The sequence below is a fragment of the Clostridium sp. 1001283B150225_161107_B6 genome (assembly GCF_015556325.1).
Lineage (GTDB): Bacteria > Bacillota > Clostridia > Lachnospirales > Lachnospiraceae > Enterocloster.
In genome coordinates, this window is record NZ_JADNMD010000001.1 from 991,093 (window position 1) to 1,007,957 (window position 16,865).

The 16,865-nt window shown below is 50.7% G+C and carries 13 protein-coding genes; 6 read left to right on the top strand and 7 right to left on the bottom strand.

Features of this window, described 5'->3' with window-relative positions; genetic code table 11:
* Positions 1 to 85 precede the first annotated feature (85 nt).
* From I2H39_RS04445 to I2H39_RS04460, 4 genes are all read right to left on the bottom strand, one after another.
* Positions 86 to 523, bottom strand: coding sequence for a hypothetical protein (locus tag I2H39_RS04445; RefSeq protein ID WP_138305863.1), 438 nt, complete (start codon positions 521 to 523; stop codon positions 86 to 88).
* A 70-nt stretch (positions 524 to 593) separates the two neighbouring features.
* On the bottom strand, positions 594 to 1,760 hold the full coding sequence (locus tag I2H39_RS04450; protein ID WP_195625874.1) for a rhodanese-like domain-containing protein: 1,167 nt from the start codon (positions 1,758 to 1,760) through the stop codon (positions 594 to 596).
* Between the two features lie 205 nt (positions 1,761 to 1,965).
* On the bottom strand, positions 1,966 to 3,360 hold the full coding sequence (locus I2H39_RS04455; protein WP_195625875.1) for an MATE family efflux transporter: 1,395 nt from the start codon (positions 3,358 to 3,360) through the stop codon (positions 1,966 to 1,968).
* Positions 3,361 to 3,469: 109 nt separating this feature from the next.
* The gene (locus I2H39_RS04460; protein WP_195625876.1) at positions 3,470 to 4,855 is read right to left on the bottom strand and encodes an FAD-dependent oxidoreductase; all 1,386 of its coding nucleotides are present in this window, start codon (positions 4,853 to 4,855) and stop codon (positions 3,470 to 3,472) included.
* Positions 4,856 to 5,454: 599 nt separating this feature from the next.
* Between I2H39_RS04460 and I2H39_RS04465 the strand changes: the two genes are divergently transcribed.
* The 5 genes from I2H39_RS04465 (at position 5,455) to I2H39_RS04485 (ending at position 12,152) form a co-directional block, all read left to right on the top strand.
* Positions 5,455 to 6,303 carry a MerR family transcriptional regulator gene (locus I2H39_RS04465; protein ID WP_178332118.1) on the top strand — a complete coding sequence of 283 codons (849 nt, stop codon included), beginning with the start codon at positions 5,455 to 5,457 and terminating at the stop codon, positions 6,301 to 6,303.
* A gap of 206 nt (positions 6,304 to 6,509) precedes the next feature.
* Entirely contained in the window at positions 6,510 to 7,658 is a 1,149-nt protein-coding gene (locus tag I2H39_RS04470) for an ATP-NAD kinase family protein (protein ID WP_207746751.1), read from the top strand.
* 34 nt (positions 7,659 to 7,692) lie between these two features.
* A complete protein-coding gene (gcvPA, locus tag I2H39_RS04475) occupies positions 7,693 to 9,099 on the top strand; it encodes an aminomethyl-transferring glycine dehydrogenase subunit GcvPA (RefSeq protein WP_195625877.1) in 1,407 nt (468 codons plus the stop codon).
* 16 nt (positions 9,100 to 9,115) lie between these two features.
* Positions 9,116 to 10,708 carry an aminomethyl-transferring glycine dehydrogenase subunit GcvPB gene (gcvPB, locus tag I2H39_RS04480; RefSeq protein WP_138305857.1) on the top strand — a complete coding sequence of 531 codons (1,593 nt, stop codon included), beginning with the start codon at positions 9,116 to 9,118 and terminating at the stop codon, positions 10,706 to 10,708.
* Positions 10,709 to 10,739: 31 nt separating this feature from the next.
* A complete protein-coding gene (locus tag I2H39_RS04485; RefSeq protein ID WP_138305856.1) occupies positions 10,740 to 12,152 on the top strand; it encodes an MFS transporter in 1,413 nt (470 codons plus the stop codon).
* Positions 12,153 to 12,233: 81 nt separating this feature from the next.
* On the opposite strand, the gene I2H39_RS04490 is transcribed toward I2H39_RS04485, so the two are convergent.
* Positions 12,234 to 13,430 (bottom strand): malic enzyme-like NAD(P)-binding protein, encoded by a 1,197-nt coding sequence (locus I2H39_RS04490; RefSeq protein WP_195625878.1) that lies wholly within the window; start codon positions 13,428 to 13,430, stop codon positions 12,234 to 12,236.
* A gap of 18 nt (positions 13,431 to 13,448) precedes the next feature.
* Positions 13,449 to 14,891, bottom strand: a complete 1,443-nt coding sequence (locus tag I2H39_RS04495) for an aspartate ammonia-lyase (RefSeq protein ID WP_138305854.1) — start codon at positions 14,889 to 14,891, stop codon at positions 13,449 to 13,451.
* A 144-nt stretch (positions 14,892 to 15,035) separates the two neighbouring features.
* Between I2H39_RS04495 and I2H39_RS04500 the strand changes: the two genes are divergently transcribed.
* On the top strand, positions 15,036 to 15,986 hold the full coding sequence (locus I2H39_RS04500) for a LysR family transcriptional regulator (protein ID WP_138305853.1): 951 nt from the start codon (positions 15,036 to 15,038) through the stop codon (positions 15,984 to 15,986).
* A 32-nt stretch (positions 15,987 to 16,018) separates the two neighbouring features.
* On the opposite strand, the gene I2H39_RS04505 is transcribed toward I2H39_RS04500, so the two are convergent.
* Positions 16,019 to 16,858, bottom strand: coding sequence for a class II fructose-bisphosphate aldolase (locus tag I2H39_RS04505; protein ID WP_195625879.1), 840 nt, complete (start codon positions 16,856 to 16,858; stop codon positions 16,019 to 16,021).
* Positions 16,859 to 16,865: the final 7 nt, after the last annotated feature.

Consider the following 16,865-nt stretch of genomic DNA (forward strand, 5'->3'; position numbering starts at 1 on the left):
CCCAGTCCAATGACAACAGCCGCCAGCACTGCTGTAATGGTAAAATAGAGAACCCGGTTCTATCCTCTGTTCCTTACACTGGGTTTCATCCAATTCCATGCCCGCTGTGCCTGCACACCATCATTCCAATCCATGTCTTCACAATCTGAATCAGGGACACGGCCCCCAGTATGGCACTGATAAAGTAGTAAGACCGAACCTCCTGCGCAGAATTCATCCATGTGAATCCACCATAAGCAGATGTCAGCGCTGTCATACCTGCATTCATAAGCCACGCTGTTTTTGGCAGGTTCCTTCTCTGTCTCAGGAAATAGAGAAGCAGCGCAGCGGCCAGGACCGCCATCAGAAGTGCAGCCCCATTTGCCAGCAGTTCCATGGGATATCTGGCTTCCCAGCCCCGGTTTTTATACACCACGTACCGTGCCATCCCCATTTTTCTGCGGGTAAAATACTGTACGGCCCATGCCCCGGCCAGGCACAGGATTTCCAGGATTGTAACAGAGATATATGCAGCCTTCTTCATAACCGTTTTTCCTTTTACATTGAATAAGCGTTGGACTTAATCAAGACGCAACGCTTATCTACATCATTCTTTATTTCTTTGCCTTGTCCGTGGACAGCTGTCCCACCGTGGTAAACCGGCAGCCGCTTTCTGACGGGTCCCCCACCTGTACCGGGAGGGAATCATCCATCTGCCACTGGTACCAGCCGCCGTCATACATGGTCATATTGGTCATTCCATTTTCATAGCAAATCAGGAAGGGGATGGCAGCTCTCCAGCCCGTGCCGCAGTAAAAGGACAGCTCATTGTCAAGGGAAGCCCCGGATTCCTCCAGATATCCCTTTAATACATCCAGGCCTGCGGCAGTCCCGTCCTCATTATTATAAGAGCCGTCATCCGTATCATGTCCCCAGACAGCGCCCTCAGGTTCGCCTGCCCTGTCAATGTACCCATATCCGCTGGTCCTGCCCAGGAATTCGTCCCTGCTGCGTATGCTGACCAGCTTAAAGTTATCGTCCCCTGCCAGCTTTTCCTTTACCTGGTCAATGGACAGGATGTATTCCGGATGGGCCGGAATTTCCGCGCCGAACTCCCTGTTGGAGGACTGAGGGGTGTTGATGGTTTTCTCAGTTCCGTAACCGCTCTCAAGCCAGGCCTCGTAGCCGCCGTCCAGACATTTTACATTCTCAACTCCGGCCCATAAAAGGGTGAACGCCACCCGGTCATCCGCTGAATTCGCCCCCTTGTCGCTGTAGCAGATAACGGTTGTATCTTTCGTGATTCCGTATTCGGCCATCAGGTCCTTTATTTCTTCCGGAGTCCGGATATTCCAGTACTCATCTGATTCAATATCATCTGTATTCATATGATATGCGCCCTTGATGTGGCCCTCCTTATAAGCGCCGGCATCCTGCAGGGTTCCCCAGGCACATTCCAGAATCATGTAATCCTCTGACTCCTCCTGGTTCCCGTCCAAAACACTCTGTACCCAGTCAGGCGACACATAGACCTTTTTCTTTTCAACCGGGTCCGCCTTTACAGCAGATGGCCCTTCTGTCACTTCACCTGATTCCGCCTTTGCTGCGGCTGTGCCCTTTGACGCATCCCCTGCTGAATCCGCACTTGCATCCGATGTCATGAGGGCTGCCGCGCCGCTGTCTGACCCGGCGGCTGTCTTTGACGCATCTGTATTGGAAGAACACCCTGCTGCCAGTAATGCGGCAGCGCATAAAACAATTCCTAAATATCTGCTCTTCATAATTTTTTCCACTCCCGGTTTTATATTATCCCAGTATAAATAATGTAATGTTACCTTGATTATTATAAAAACACCTGCCTGTTTTGTCCAATCGGTGAAATATATGTGCCTTGCGTTATGTATAGTTTTTTTCTATAACGAAATCCCCTGGTCCGTGCTCTGGCCAGGGGATTTCGTTATCAAACTATATATGACAGAATTATCATCATCTGAACGTCTGCCCGGAATCCGGACCGGACCGGTCATCCCTCTGCATCCGCCTGAAAATACGCGCCAGCATGATGACCGATGCAATGGAAAGCACCAGCTCCGCCGCCATCTGGGCATAAGAAAGACCGTACAGAGGGAATAAACGGTTCAGCAGGTACAGGGCAGGGATTTCCAGCACAATTTTACGCAGTATGGCAAAGCTCAGCGCTGCTTTTCCCATGCCCACTGCCTGGAATACTCCCACTGCCAGGAAGTCCATACACAGAAAGGGAAGCCCCAGGCAGAACCCGCGCAGGAACCTTGTGCCATATGCGACAATGGCTTCATTGTCCATAAACGCCCTTGTCAGCATACCTGCTCCTGCATAATATCCAAGAGAAACCACCACCAGGAAAGGCAGCAGGGTCCTGATGGTGAAATATATGGTTTCCTTCATCCTCCTGTGATTTCCGCTGGCATAGTTGTAGCTGATGAGGGGCATGATTCCCTGGGAAAAGCCCATGGCCACCTGCAGGGGAACCATATTGATTTTCTGGGTAATACCCATGGCTGCAACTGCCTGGGCGCCGTAGGCAGATGTAAAATTGTTCAGTATGGTCATGCCTGTCACATTCAGAAGATTCTGGATTGCCGCCGGTACGCCCACGCCGCACACTCCCAGCACAATGTACCTCTGAAAGGAAAACTTCATCGGATGAATGCATACAAACGTGGTTTTCCTTCTGACCCGCAGCAGCACAAAAAAGTAAACACAGGCAGCACAGTTGGACAGGAACGTGGCAAGGCCGGCTCCTGCCGCCCCCATGTCAAGGCCCCATGGCAGGATAAAGATGGGGTCCAGAATAATATTAAGCAGACAGCCGCTCATGGTTCCGATGCTGGCGTGAAGGGATGAACCCTCGGAGCGCACCAAATACGCCATGACCACATTGAGGATGGCAGGGGCTGCTCCGAAGAGCACGGTCCATTTCAGGTATCCGGCCGTTGCATCCATTGTATTGGCATCCGCCCCCAGGAGAATCAGCAGGGGGTGCAGGCCAATCGTGCACAGAGCAGAAAAAAGAACGCCGAAAAACAGCGCGCAATAAAATCCGAACGCGCTGCTGCGCCGGACCGCCTCATAGTCACGGCGTCCCAGTGCCCGGCTCATCATGCTGGAGCTTCCCACACCGAACAGATTATTCACAGCATTAAAGGCCAGAAGCACAGGCGCTGCCAGTGTCACCGCCGCATTCTGCACCGGATTGTTCATCATTCCTACAAAATATGTATCCGCCAGGTTGTAAATCACCATAACCAGCGAGCTCAGGATTGTGGGCACTGCCAGCTGCATAACAGCCCTTGGCACCGGCGTCTTTTCAAATAAAATGGTTTTTCCGTCATCCATCATATGTACATTGCCTCCTTATCCTGCACAGGTAAACACTGTGCAGGCTTCTTTTGATTCTACCACGGCATGTATTACAATACAAGACATTCACCCTGCCCGGTTCCGCCATCTATCTCTTATCCGCCTTTAAATCAGTCTGGGCAGGATTGTCAATCAGACTGCCGTCTTCGGAAAACCGTGAGCCATGGCATGGACAGTCCCAGCTGTGTTCCTCCCTGTTCCAGGACAGCCTGCAGCCCATATGAGGACATCTGGGAGTCCCGAAGGCAGCAAGGCCGCGGACAGCGTGGTACCCTTCCTTAAAAAAGGAACCCGCAGATGCCCTGAAAGTCCGTCTCTGGGGAGAAAAAACCTGTTCCCACGGGCTCTCTATACCCATGACCAGATTCCTCAAAATCAGTGCCGAGACCATGGAGCCGGTCATTCCCCATTTCTGGAAACCGGATGCGATATACCAGTAGGGCCGCAGACGGGAATATCTTCCGATATAGGGAACAGCATCCAGCGTCATACAGTCCTGTGCCGCCCACTCTGAAACAATCCTCAAATCCGGCCACAGGGTTTTGGCCTGACCTCTCAGGTATTCAAAGGAAGAGCCGTCACACCCTTCTCCTGTGCGGTGTCCCCCGCCTCCCATCAGAATATAGGGGCCTGCCTTTCGAAAGGACAGCCCATCCTCATCAATGCCATAATACATACAGTCCAGATTAACCTCTTTCCCGCCAACAGCCTCCAGCGCCAGCACATAGCTGCGTTCCTGATGCATCCGGGCAAAATAAAATCCGGGCACATTCTGAAATGGATAATGGCAGGCAAAAATAATCTTCTCTGCCTCCATGATTCCCCGGTCCGTAACCAGACGATGCCCCTCCACCCTTTGCACCGCAGTGTGTTCATAGACAGGGATTCCCTCCCTGACAGCCTCAAGAAATTCCAGCGGATGAAACTGCGCCTGATTTTCAAATAAAAGCGCCTCTGCCACCGGAAAAGGAAGGCTGGTGTCAGATGTCAGGACAGCCGGAAGTCCAAGGCTTACAGCTGCCCTGTACTCCTTTTCCAGAAGTATCTTTCCTCTTTCTTCCTTTGTATAGAGACAGGCCGGAAGCCGGACAAAGCTGCATTCAATGTTCCTGGCCCGAATCATCCTCTCATACTCCTCAATAGCGCTTTGGCTGGCCCTCGCATACAGCAAAGCCCTGTCATGCCCCATTGTCCTGATTAATTTGTCATAAATAAGGCCGTGCTGGGATGTGATTTTTGCCGTGGTATTCTTTGTCTGACCATGGCCTGCCACCCTGGCCTCCAGAACCGCCACTTCTGCGCCCTGGTCCGCAAGCATGCGGGCGCAGAGCATTCCCGCCATTCCCGCGCCTATCACAGCCACCTCTGCCCTGGATGGAAGGTCTGTCCTGCTTTTGCGGTCCCTGTCCGCAGGACCCGGCTGCGCCGGATGCTCCGTATTCTCATGTATGTTTTTTAACCAGATAGATTCCATTTCATCACCTCCCATCAATGTGTACTGCTGGTTATTATTCCCCGGATAAGAAAAAATATCAAAGGTATTATGCTTGAAACATCTGTTCACAATAAAATAAGCGCAGGACCCGGCTCTCTCATCCCGGCTCTCACCGGTCCGCGCAAAAAGGCGGGCCCGGCCATTTGCGCCGGTACCCGCCCTCTTTCTTTATCTGTTGCAGGGATGCCAATTCCGTCTCCCGTCTTCAAATCCCACTCTGTATCCTTCGTTAAAGCCGGCGCGGAAAGCCCACCGTCTTTCACCTGCACACGGGTCCCATGCAGGCCACCAGTTATTATCCCAGTTGTTGTCCCAGTTATTCTGGTTGGAGCCCCACCATCTACAGCATCTGCAACACCTACAGCATCTACAGCAGCATCTATTACAACACATATCAAATCCTCCTTTAATAAATATGATTATGGTATATAGTATGGGACAGCTGGACAATGTGTGACTCATTTCCATGTGTTGTCCCCCTAAACTTAAAGTGGAAACATTTACAAACCGATTCCAATGGACTATACTTACCTTGGAACATCATGGGGAATGTTTTATGAAACGGGGGGGAAGGGGTCGTGTACGAAATCAAGGAAAAGTATTCTGTGGGGGAAGCTGCCAGATTGAGTAATGTAAGCACAAAAACACTGCGCTATTACGATGAGATTCAGCTTATCATACCTGATATTGACGAAAACAATAATTACCGTTATTATACAAAAGACCAGATTCAGGATATCATTACCACAAAAAAGTTAAAGAACGCCGGATTAAAATTAAACGAAATCCGGGATTACCTCCAGAAAAACCAGAGGCAGGATAAGGTTAAATTACTCAACTTCAAGATTGAGGAGTGCTCCAGGGAGCTAACGCGCCTCAAAAAAAGCATATTGCGTCTCAGCGACTTCCGTGACTGTCTGTCAGACCAGTTCTATGATAATCTGTCCTCCTATGCCGGACAGGTCCAGCGCGAAATCTATTCTCCAGGACTCATTGCCTTTTCCAATCATTACAGCAGCGCTTATGTGAGCAATCTCTTTCTGGAATACGAAATTGAACTGGTAAACTATATGGAAACACACCACCTGGAAATAGGCGGGAAGCTGACTGCATTCTTTTATGACCATTTCAGCCACCAGTTTTTTGATATTCCCACCCACTTCCAGATTTTCTATCCAATAAAAGAAACCCAGGTCAGGGACAGTCAAATCAAGGTTATGCCTGAGTACCACTGTCTCACCACCATCCACCTTGGCAGCTATAAGGAGATTATGGAGGCCTACCACCGGACCCTGGCCTATGCAAAGGAAAACGGAATTGTATTGACCGGCCAGTCCTTTGAAAGCTATTGCATCGGTCCCAACCTGATTAGAAATGCAGATGAGTTTGTCACAAAAATCCACATGGTCATCTGTCAGAATCCGTAGCGCCTGATTTTTTTCTATTTTCTGTAACCTTCCCCTTAAGAGGAAGGTTTTTCTTTTATCAGTTGATTTTCTCCCAAAATTTATCTTGACAATCCCTTATAGAGCATACCTTATAATGACATTAGTTGATTTTTAGCCATATTGTCAGAATACTATACCCAAAGAAAGGAGAATACTTAAATCATTTCATTAAGTACATAGATAGAATGAAAAAAATAGGATTCATTATAAATCCTGTGGCTGGTATCGGAGGTAAAGTCGGTTTAAAGGGGTCAGACGGAGTCCGGACCCTGCATAAGGCCCTGGAGCTGGGAGCTGTCCCGGAGGCAGGCGCAAAGGCCCTGGGTACCATGAAGCTTTTAGAACCAATGGCGCAGCAATTCAAAATCTATACCTGTCCCGGTGAAATGGGCGGGGACATATGCAAAAAAGCCGGATTGAATTATCAAATCGTCCAAGGGACAATATCCTCCCGGCTGTCCCCTGATTCTTCCCGGGGCACTACCCCGGAAGACACCATAAAAGCAGCCGGAATGCTATGTAAGGAAGGAGTAGACCTGATTCTCTTTGCCGGCGGAGACGGCACTGCCCGCAATATTCTGGACGCAGTGGGAACCTCGGTCCCGGTACTGGGCATACCGGCCGGATGTAAAATACATTCCGCTGTCTACGCCCGCACACCCAAGGCAGCCGGGGAACTGATGGTCCGGTATATGGAAGGCCGGGTTATGGAGTACAGGGAAGCAGAGGTCATGGATATTGACGAGGATTTGTTCCGGCAGGGTATCTGTGACGCCAGACTGTACGGATACCTGAAGGTGCCCAATGAAAAGAAATTTGTTCAGAACCTGAAAAGCGGCAGGGGATACTCAGAGGACGCCTCCATCCAGTCCATGTGCATGTATGTCAGCCAGCAGATTGAGCAGGAACCGGAATATCTCTACATTGTGGGAACCGGTTCTACCACGGCCCGGCTGATGAAATATATGGAAAAGCCAAACACCCTTTTAGGAGTGGACCTTCTCTACCAGGGTCAGGTCATACAGTCAGACTGCACGGAACAGGACATCCTGGCTGCCCTTAAGCAATATCCCAGGGCCAAAATCATTGTCACTGTAATTGGAGGACAGGGATATATATTCGGAAGGGGCAACCAGCAGATTTCCGCCGAAGTCATACGCAGGGTGGGGACTAAAAACATCATGGTCATTGCCTCCAGGGACAAAATCTTTTCCCTGGGCGGAAACCCGCTTCTGATTGACACCGGGGATGAGGAAATAAACCAGCAGCTCACCGGCTATATCCCGGTTACCACCGGGTACAAGGATGTAATCATGGCAAAAGTAATTTATTAATTAACCTATAAAATCATAAATCAGGAGGTAAGAAATGGACCGAAAAAAAACAGTATACCCCTACATCCCCAACTCTGCGCCGGATGTACAGGCTGAGATGATGGCTGAGGTGGGAATCAGCGATGTAATGGAGCTTTACGAAGAAATCCCGGAAGCCATCCGCTACCAGGGTTCCCTGAATCTGCCGGAGGCCATTCCGGATGAGCAGGGAATCAAGCGTCATGTGGAGCGCATCCTGTCCAAAAACAGGAACTGCAATGAGTTTTCAAACTTCATGGGAGCCGGCTGTGCGCAGCACTACGTACCGGCTGTATGCGACGAAATCGCATCCAGGGGAGAACTGCTGACCACATACGGAGCCGAGACATGGGCTGACCATGGAAAATACCAGATATTTTTCGAATACCAGAGCCTGATGGCAGAGCTGTTAGACATGTCCTTCCTGACAGTTCCGTGCCACTGCGGCGGCCAGGCATCCGCTACCGGCCTTCGCATGGCCTGCCGTATCACCGGAAGGAGCAAGGTCCTTCTTCCCCAGACCATGAACCGCCAGAACCTGGCCCTGGTGCAAAATTACCTGAAAATGATAGACCCCAGCCAGGAAATCAAGATTGAGCTTGTGGGCTACCACAGCGACACCGGAATGCTGGACCTGGAAGACCTAAAGTCCAAACTGGACCAGGATACGGCTGCTGTGTATATTGAAAACCCGACCTTCCTGGGAATCATTGAAACCCAGGGCGAGGAAATCGGCAAACTGGCAAAGGCCGCAGGCGCTGAATTCGTTGTGTATGTGGACCCCATCTCCCTGGGCGTGCTGGAAGCCCCTGCCAATTACGGCGCCACCATCTCCGTAGGCGACCTTCACGGGCTGGGCCTTCATCTGAACTTCGGCGGCGGCCAGGCAGGATTTATTGCCAGCCATGACGATATGCGCTATATCACGGAATTCAAAGAGCTGGTGGATGGCATGGTGGAAACCACGGTGCCGGGTGAACAGGGCTATTCCGTTGTACTCATTGAGCGTACCCACTATGCCATGAGAGAAAACGGAAAGGAATTTACAGGAACCCAGAACAATCTGTGGACAGCGCCTGTGGCTGTCTACCTGTCCCTCATGGGTCCCAGGGGCATGGAGGAAATCGGCAGCACCATTATGACCAATGCAAAATATGCAGCAAAAAAACTGGCTGAGATTCCCGGTGTGTCACTCCGGTTCCCATCTGTCTTTTTCAAAGAGTTTGTGGTGAACTTTGACAAAACCGGCAGGACAGTGGAAGAAATCAACAAGCTGCTGCTCTCCCATCAGATTTTTGGCGGCGTGGACCTGTCCCGGGATTATCCTGAGCTTGGTCAGAGCGCTCTGTACTGTGTGACCGAGACCGCAGACAAAGAATCCATAGACCAGCTGGCTGCTGCATTACAGGCTATTTTAAATTAAGGGAGGACACTAGAATATGAAACGAGATTACAGCAAACATTTACGCAGGTTCCATGAAGCAAAATGGGATGAAGAGCTGATTTTTGATTTGTCCGTTCCCGGCCAAAGGGGCGTCAATGTGACAAAACCAAGTCCCCAGGTAATAGAGGAAGTAGGCGATGGGGCTGATGACATTCCTCCCTGTATGAGAAGAAAAACCCCGCCGTTCCTTCCCGAAGTACATCAGGCCAGGGTCAACCGACACTATCTGCGCCTGACCCAGGAAATCCTGGGCAACGACATCACCCCTGACCTGGGTGAAGGCACATGTACCATTAAGTACAGCCCCAAGGTACAGGAGCATATTGCGAATACACATCCAAACATCATAGACGTACACCCGTTGCAGGATGCGTCCACCATCCAGGGTATTCTGGAGATATACAAAAAAACAGAAGAAATGATTTGTGAGATTTCCGGCATGGACGCTGCCTGCTGCCACATGGGGGGCGGCGCTGCTGCCTGCTTTGCAGGCGCCAGTGTGATTCGGGCCTACCATGAAGCAAAGGGCAACACCCAGAAGGATGAAATCATCACCACCATATTTTCCCACCCCTGTGATGCAGGCGCTCCTGCCACTGCGGGTTACAAGGTTATCACCCTGATGAGCGACCCTGAGACAGGCATGCCATCCCTGGAAGCATTCCAGAGCGCGCTGTCTGAGCGCACAGCCGCCATCTTTATCACAAATCCGGAGGATACAGGCATCTTCAATCCCCAGATTAAGGAAATTGTGGATGCTGCCCATGCAGTTGGCGCTCTCTGCTACTATGACCAGGCCAATGTGAACGGCATCATGACCGTTACCCGTGCAAAGGAAATCGGGGCCGACTTAATCCACTACAACCTGCACAAAACCTTCTCCTCCCCTCACGGCGGCATGGGACCCGGAGTAGGAGCTCTCTGTGTCAGGGAACCGCTGAAAGCATTCCTGCCCGTGCCCCGCGTGGAGTATGACGGCAAACAGTATTATATGGATTGCAATTGTCCTGAAAGCATTGGAAAAGTCCGTATGTTTATGGGAAATGCCAATGTAATCCTCCGTGTCTACATGTGGATTCGCCAATTAGGAGCCGACGGACTGCGTGAGGCAGCTGTCTGCGCCGTCCTCAACAATCAGTATATGATGAAGAAGGTGGGACAGATTAAGGGCGTCAAGATATTCTATGCAGAGGGAAAACGCAGAATTGAACAGTGCCGTTACAGCTGGCAGCCCTTAAAGGAAGATACTGGATTTGGAACCGTGGATGTGACAAAACGTCTGGTGGACTTCGGCATGCAGCATTACTGGCAGTCCCACCATCCATGGATTGTGCCTGAGCCATTTACATTGGAGCCCACAGAGTCGTTTTCCAAGGATGACCTGGATGAATTCGCAGCCATCCTGAAAGAGATTTCCAGGGAATGCTACGAAGAACCGGAGACTGTGAAGAGCGCTCCCCATAACGCCCCTATCCACAATACCCTGCTGGATGAAGTAATGGATTTTGATAAAATAGCAGTTACATACAGACAGCTTCGCAAACGCATGGAAGCCGGCACAATCAGTAAGGATATTCTCGGCCAGTAGCAGGAAAAGCAAACAAGAGGAGGAATCAAGAATGGATCACAAAGATAACTATGACCGATTATTGCCCATGCCGGTAAAACTGGGATTTGGTATTGCAAACTTAGGCGACACAGTCATCACTGAGTTTGTAGGAGCATTTTTTATCTTCTTTCTTACAAATGTGGCAGGCGTACGGCCTGCCCTGGCCGGCACCATTGTCTTTCTGGGAGTTATGTGGGACGCCATCAGCGACCCCATCATAGGAACCATGTCAGACCGGTGTACACTGGAAGCCGGGCGCAGACGTCCATTCCTGCTGATATCCACCGTGCCATTGGTCCTGCTGACTACCATGATGTTTACAAAGGTAAACTTTTCAGCCAATTTAAAGTTTGTATATTTTGTTGTTGTGTCTGTATTTTACTGGACAGCTTACACCCTGTTCAATATTCCCTACCTGTCTCTGGGTTCCGAGCTGACAACCAACAACGACGAAAAGACCCGCGCCTCCTCCATCCGCCAGGTATTCGGCACCTGCGGCCTGTTCTTCGCCAATGCCCTGCCCATGATACTGGTCAGCCTGTTTAAAGGCCAGGGAATCAGCGAGGAGCGCGCCTGGACCTTTGCAGCCCTCACACTGGGCGCCATAGCAGGAACAGCCATTTTTATCACATGGCGGGCCACCAGGGGATGGGAAATCAAATATCCGCCCCAGAGCAAGGATGAGCCTATTTTCAAAAGTCTGGGCAAGGTGCTTACATATAAGCCTTACATTTTAGTCATTGTGGCCTCCTTCCTCTTCTATTTTGCATTTAACACCTGCAATGCCAGCGTTATTTACAATACCATCGTGGTCGTGGGCGCTACTGAGGCCGACACCGCCGTTGTATATCTGGCAGGCACCATTGTGGGAGTCATCCTCTCCGTACTCATCGGAAAGCTGGCTGTTGTGTTTGATAAAAAGTGGGTTTTTATCACTTTCATGGCCATTGCAGGATTTGCCCTGGTAATATTCAAGTTCGTTGGTTTCCACAGCATTACGGACCAGGTAATCCAGTTCTGTATGGCGCACTTTGCCATCATAGGCTTCCTGGTACTGAGCTATAACCTGCTCTACGACGTATGCGAGGTCTATGAATTTAAAACAGGCGAGATGCTGACCGGCGTCATGATTTCCTACTTTTCATTCTTTATCAAGCTTGGAAAGGCAACCGCACTCCAGGCAGTTGGAATCCTTCTGGACCTGGGCGGCTACGACGCATCACTTTCCATACAGCCGGACAGCGCCAAGGCAGCTGTTACCAATATGGCTTCCATCATTCCCGGCGGCCTGATGCTGCTGTGCGCACTGGTAGTGTGCTTCTATCCCATCAGCCGAAACCGCTTCCGCGCCATGCAGAACGCCAGAAAGCTCAGGGATGAGGGGAAAGCTTATTCAACCAGCGAGTTTGACAGCATTTTGTAGTACCGGACTTTGCAGAAACAACAGATTATTTCAGAAAAAATACAGTCAAAGGGGGCGGAAACATTCCGCCCCTTCCGTGTCTCATTTTTGGATTAAATCCTGCTCCTCTTCCAGCAGTCCGGCTGTTTCCCCGGCTGCCCTCTTCACCGCCTCTGCCACAGCCCTGGCCACACGCTCGTCAAAGGCCGACGGAATGATATACTCTTCCCCCAGTTCCTCTTCCCTGACTAAATCCGCAATGCCATACGCTGCTGCCAGCTTCATATCATAAGTGATATCCCTGGCCCGGCAGTCCAGGGCGCCCCGGAACAGTCCCGGAAATACCAGCACATTGTTAATCTGGTTTGGACAATCGCTTCGCCCGGTAGCCATGATGCGCGCGCCGGCTTCCTTTGCTTCCTCATACATGATTTCAGGCACAGGGTTTGCCATGGCAAAAACAATGGCGTCCTCCTGCATGGACCTGACCATCTCCTTTGATACCACCCCGGCTGCCGAAACGCCGATGAAAACATCTGCACCGGCAATTACCTCTTTAAGCGTCCCTTTTACCTTGCTGCTGTTGGTCAGCAGGGAAAGCTTTTCTTTATGTGCATCCATCTTCTCACGTCCGGGATACAGAGCGCCGTTCTCATCACAGACAATTAGATGTTTCACCCCGGCATGAAGCAGCATTTTCGTGATGGCCGTGCCGGCGCTTCCCGGCCCGTTTACAATGACTTTAATCCTGTCCATGCATTTTCCTGTCAGCTTCAGGGCATTAATCAGGGCAGCCGTGGCCACAATGGCGGTGCCGTGCTGGTCATCGTGAAAAACAGGGATATTTAACTCCCGCTCCAGCCTCTGTTCAATTTCAAAACAGCGGGGTGCGCTTATATCCTCAAGGTTGATGCCTCCGAATGCAGGGGCAATCCGTTTGACTGTTTCTATGATTTCTTCCGTGTCCTTGGTATCCAGACAGATGGGAACCGCATCCACGCCACCAAATTTCTTAAACAGGATAGCTTTCCCCTCCATGACCGGCATAGCGGCCTCCGGACCGATATCTCCCAGTCCCAGCACCGCGGTTCCGTCCGTCACCACAGCCACCAGATTGCCTTTTGCCGTATAAGTGTATGCCTCCCTCTTGTCCTCCTTGATTTTCAAACAAGGGGCAGCTACACCCGGTGTATATGCAGTACTCAGCTCATCCCTTGTTGTCAAAGGAATCTTGCTTGTTATCTCCAGTTTTCCATGATTGGCCCGGTGCATTTCCAAAGCAGCCTTTGCATAATCCATATCTCCATTCCTCCCCGGCTATTTCTCATCAAGGCTATTTTTCATCAGAAGCTCTTTTCCCGATATTCCAGGCTCCGTCATACGGACCGGGTCCAGGATATGGTCCAGCTCGGTTTCATCCAGTAAGCCCTCCTGAAGTATGATGCTCCTCACAGGCGTACCTGTCTGAAGAGCCTTCTTTGAAATGTCCGCAGCCTTCTCATATCCCACATGAGGAGAAAGGGCAGTAATGATTCCAATGCTGTTTTCCACCAGGGAACGGCACCGGTCCTCATTGGCCGTGATGCCGGATACACAGTTGTCCACAAAGGTTCTGACTGCATAGGCCAGGGTGTCAATGGACTGGAACATGCAGTAGAAAATAATGGGTTCAAAGGCATTCAGTTCCAGCTGGCCGGCCTCCGCCGCCATGGTGATGGTCAGGTCATTTCCAATGATGTTAAATGCAACCTGGTTCACCACTTCCGGAATCACGGGATTGACCTTGCCCGGCATGATGGAAGAACCATTCTGCTTTACAGGCAGGTTGATTTCATTGAAGCCCGCCTTGGGGCCGGAGGACATCAGCCTGAGGTCATTGGCAATCTTGGACAGGGTTACTGCACAGGCCTTGATTGCACCTGACACTGCCACAAAGGGGTCCAGGTTCTGGGTGGCGTCAATCAGGTCAAATGCCTGCACAAACTCCATATTTGACACCTCCGCCAGATTGGGGACAATTCTTCGCAGGTAGGCTTCATCGGCATTGATACCCGTTCCAATAGCAGTTCCGCCCATATTTAAGGTACACATCTCCTCCATGGCCTTATCCATACGGCGGATATCGCGCATGACAGCCACGGAGTAGGCCTTGAATTCCTGCCCCAGACGGATGGGCACCGCGTCCTGCATCTGGGTGCGCCCCATCTTGATTACATGGTCAAATTCCTCCGCCTTATGGTTAAACTCCCTGTGAAGGCGCATAAGCTCTGACTTCAGGTTCTTCAACAGCCGCAGGGAGGTCATCTTCCCGGCAGTGGGAATTACGTCGTTGGTGGACTGTCCGCAGTTCACATGGTCATTGGGGCTGACAATGCAGTAATCACCCTTCTGCCCTCCCAGTATCTCAATGGCACGGTTGGCAATCACCTCGTTGGCATTCATGTTTAAGGACGTGCCCGCTCCTCCCTGAATGGGGTCAACAATAAAATCCTCATGGAACCTGCCCTCCAGTATCTCATCGCACGCCTGCACAATGGCCTCCGCTATTTTCTTATCCAGCAGTCCGATTTCGCAGTTGGTGATTGCAGCTGCCTTTTTTATGTAAGCAAGGCTGTTGATGATTTCCGGATGCATATTCAGTCCGGTAATCTGGAAATTTTCAGCCGCCCGCATGGACTGTACCCCATAGTACACATCCTCCGGCACATCCTTTGCCCCCACTGAATCCATTTCCACCCTGTAATCTTTTCTTCCGTCCATTTTTAATGAAACCTCCCCTATTCAAATGATATAATATCAAGTTGATGTTATTATAAGGCCGCGGTATAATATAATCCAATACATATGGTTCTATATTAATTATAGCTCCAGTAATATACTTTTTGGAAAAATAAGGGGGATGCCATGTTTCAGGGAATGGAATATATCTACACGGTCTATCAGGAGAAAAGCTTTTCCAAAGCTGCCAGGAAACTGTTTATATCACAGCCCTCCTTAAGCGCCACCGTAAAAAGGATTGAAGAACACATAGGCTATCCCATCTTTGACCGGAGCACAAAGCCCCTGACTCTCACGGAATTCGGCAAACGGTATATCAGCTCTGTGGAGCAAATCATTTCCGTGGAGCATGAGTTCAGCAGTTTCATGAATGACTGGGGCGGATTAAAAACAGGGAAGCTGGTCCTGGGAGGCAGCAGCCTTTTTTCATCCTGGGTCCTTCCCCCGCTGATTGGCAGCTTTACCCGGCAGTTTCCCATGGTAAAGGTGGAACTGATTGAAGAAAATACATCCGAGTTAAAATCCCTGCTGCAAAATGGCGGCATTGACCTTATGATTGACAACTGCCAGTTGGATAAGACTGCCTTTGACAGCCGTATTTACCGGAAGGAATACCTGCTTCTGGCTGTACCGAAGGCCCTTGAAGTAAACAGGGAAACGGCCCAATACCAGATTCCGGCGGAAATGATTCATGACGGTTCCTTCCTGGACAGGGACATTGCGCCTGTTCCCCTGGAACCGTTCGGAAAGGAACCCTATATCATGCTCAAACCGGATAATGATACACGAAAACGGGCCATGAAAATCCTGGCCGGCCGTAATATTACCCCGGATATCCGGTTTGAACTGGACCAGCAGCTTACTTCCTATAACATCACCTGTTCCGGAATGGGCATTTCCTTTATCAGCGACACGCTGATTAAGCAGGTACCCATCCACCCCGGCGTGGTGTACTACAAGCTGGATGACGTCCTCTGCCAGCGGAATCTGTATTTTTACTGGAAAAACGGACGGTATTTCAGCCGGGCCATGGAGGAATTTCTTCTTATAGCAGAAGGGGATGCAAAACCCTTGTAACCGGTTCTGCATCCCTCTCTGGTATCTTAACCTTACCTCTCACTCCCCCTGCCCACAGACCCAAACAATCTCATCTTCTCCATCACAGACTGTTTCACCGCTTCTATCTCCGGCAGAATGATATCCGTAAGCCCCGCTCCTTCCCTGCAGCCAAGGGCCGCTGCCCTGGCGCCGGCCTGGTTGATATCCGTGAAAATATTGACCTTGCTGATTCCCCGCCCCACCGCTGTCCTGAAATCCGAATCCGACAGACCGGAGCCCCCGTGAAGGACCAGAGGCGTTGGAATGGTTTCCGCAATCTCAGCAATCCGGTTAAAATCCAGCCTGGGCGGAAGCCTGTAGGCGCCATGAGCCGTTCCCACGGCAATGGCCAGCGCATCTGCTCCGGTTCTCTCAATGAAATCCCGTGCCTGGGCCGAATCCGTATAAAATAAGGATGGGTCCTCTCCTCCGTTATCTCCCACATGACCCAGCTCCGCCTCAATGGACGCACCGCAGGCATGGGCTGTTTCCGCCATTTTTTTTACATGTCCGATATTAGCCTCGTATTCCATGGTGGAACAGTCATACATAATGGAACTGAATCCCAGGTTCAGGGCTTGTCTGCATGTCTCCTCCTTCAGGCCGTGGTCCAGATGCACCACCACAGGGACCGACGCCCGCTCCGCCATGGGAATCAGAAGATTTGCCAGGTCCTCAAGGGGCCCATAGGGCAGCAGTACCTCGGCTGTTCCGATGATAACAGGGGAGTCCAGTTCCTCGGCAGCCTCCATCACACCTCTGGCCAGTTCCAGATTGACCGTGTTAAACAGTCCCACCGCGTACTTTCCCCTCCTGGCGGGAATCAATACGTCATTTAAGTTTACCAGCATTTTTCTT